1 protein-coding gene is annotated in these 1,710 nt (G+C 69.8%); it reads left to right on the top strand.

Translation table 11 applies throughout. The features are described 5' to 3' along the window. The first annotated feature begins 147 nt into the window (after window positions 1–147). Window positions 148–1,566: an IS1380 family transposase gene (locus AB0E63_RS46420; RefSeq protein ID WP_360381325.1), complete on the top strand. Its 1,419-nt coding sequence runs from the start codon at window positions 148–150 to the stop codon at window positions 1,564–1,566. Window positions 1,567–1,710: the final 144 nt, after the last annotated feature.

Genomic DNA, 1,710 nt, shown 5'->3' with positions numbered 1-1,710 from the left:
TAGCCCCGGCGTTGCAGTAGCGAAGTGACGAGGTGCGTCGACACGGGGCGTAGATGCAGCGAAGTGCCTTGCCTGCCTGAGATTCTGGACTTGCTGAGGGTCCGAATTTCAGAAGAGGAAGGCACTTCGTAGGTGCAGACTACAACGATGCGTCCAGTCGTCACGGTGACCGCCGACGGGCGGGGTGTCGCCTCGCATGCCGGGTCGCGGCTGCTGGCGGATCTGGCCGAGGTGACCGGCTTGAGGCAGGAGTTCTCCGATGCGCTGGCGCGGCTGCGGCAGCGCCGCGCGGGGCATGACCCGGGCCGGGTGCTGGTTGATCTGGCGGTGATGCTGGCCGATGGCGGCGAGGCGATCAGCGATCTGGCGGTGTTGCGTGACCAGCCCGACCTGTTCGGCCCGGTTGCTTCGACCGCGACCGCGTGGCGGGTGCTCGACGCGATCGACAACCGGGCGTTGGCGGGGTTGCGGCAGGCTCGCGCGGTCGCCCGGGACCGGTTCTGGGCCCAACGCGACGACATCGGTCGCGTTCTGCCGGCCGCGCTGGCGGCGGGCCGGGAGCTGCCGGGGTTGGTGCTTGATCTGGACGCCAGCCTGATCGACGTGCACTCCGATAAGCAGTCCGCGGCGGCGACGTTCAAGGGCGGGTTCGGCTATCACCCGTTGCTGTGCTGGCTGGACAACACCGGCGAGGCCCTGGCCGGGCGACTGCGACCAGGCAACGCCGGCGCGAACACCGCGACCGACCACATCGCTGTCCTGGACGACGCACTCGCCCAGATCCCCGACGCCTACCGGCACGGCACCCCGATCCTGGTCCGTACCGACGGGGCGGGCTGTTCCAAGGACTTCCTGACCCACATCAGGTCGTTGCGCGACCAGGGCGTGCAGGCCGAGTTCTCGGTGGGGTTCACGATGACGGACGCGGTCAAGGCCGCGATCGACGCGTTGCCCAGGTGGGCGTGGCTGCCGGCGATCGAAGCCGACGGTGAACTGCGCGATCACGCCGAGGTCGCCGAACTGACCGGTCTGCTGCCCGGGCTGGTCCAGGCTGGCTGGCCCACCGGGATGCGGGTGATCGTGCGCCGCGAGCACCCGCACCCGGGCGCCCAGCTGTCACTGTTCGACCAAGGCCACGGGCTGCGCTACCAGGCCTTCGCCACCGACACACCCCTCGGGCAGCTCGCCCACCTCGAGGCCCGGCACCGCGCCCATGCCCGTGTCGAGGACCGGATCCGAGAAGCCAAGGACACCGGCCTGGGCCGGTTCCCGTCCCGCGCATTCGCGATCAACGCCGTCTGGCTCGAGCTCGCCCTGGCCGCTGCCGACCTGATCGCCTGGACACAGACCACCCTGCTCACCGGTGACCTGGCCAAGGCCGAGCCCAAAGCACTGCGCTACCGACTCCTGCACGTCGCCGCCCGGATCACCCGCGGGCAACGCAAACTCTTCGTCCGGATCGCCGAACACTGGCCCTGGCGCACCGACCTCGCCGCCGCCTTCGCCTGCCTCGCCACCCTGCCCCAGCCCCAGCCCCAGCCCCAGCCCCAGCCCCAACAGACCTAACCCCCGCGACCCCGACCACCCACAACCAGCACCGCCAGGAGCACCCGGCACGAGCAAGCCGGCAGACCCAACCTGCCCCAAACCCCAGCACCACCAACAAACCAACCAGATCAAGCGATCTGAGGTCCTACTGAAAGACCGGGG

Source organism: Kribbella sp. NPDC026596 (assembly GCF_040638415.1).
GTDB lineage: Bacteria > Actinomycetota > Actinomycetes > Propionibacteriales > Kribbellaceae > Kribbella.
Note: the sequence above shows the minus strand (reverse complement) of the source record. Positions and strands in the feature narration are given on the sequence as shown.

Excerpts from the sequence above, each read along its gene's own strand:
- AB0E63_RS46420 (WP_360381325.1), top strand. The coding sequence starts at position 148 with ATGCGTCCAGTCGTCACGGTGACCGCCGACGGGCGGGGTGTCGCCTCG.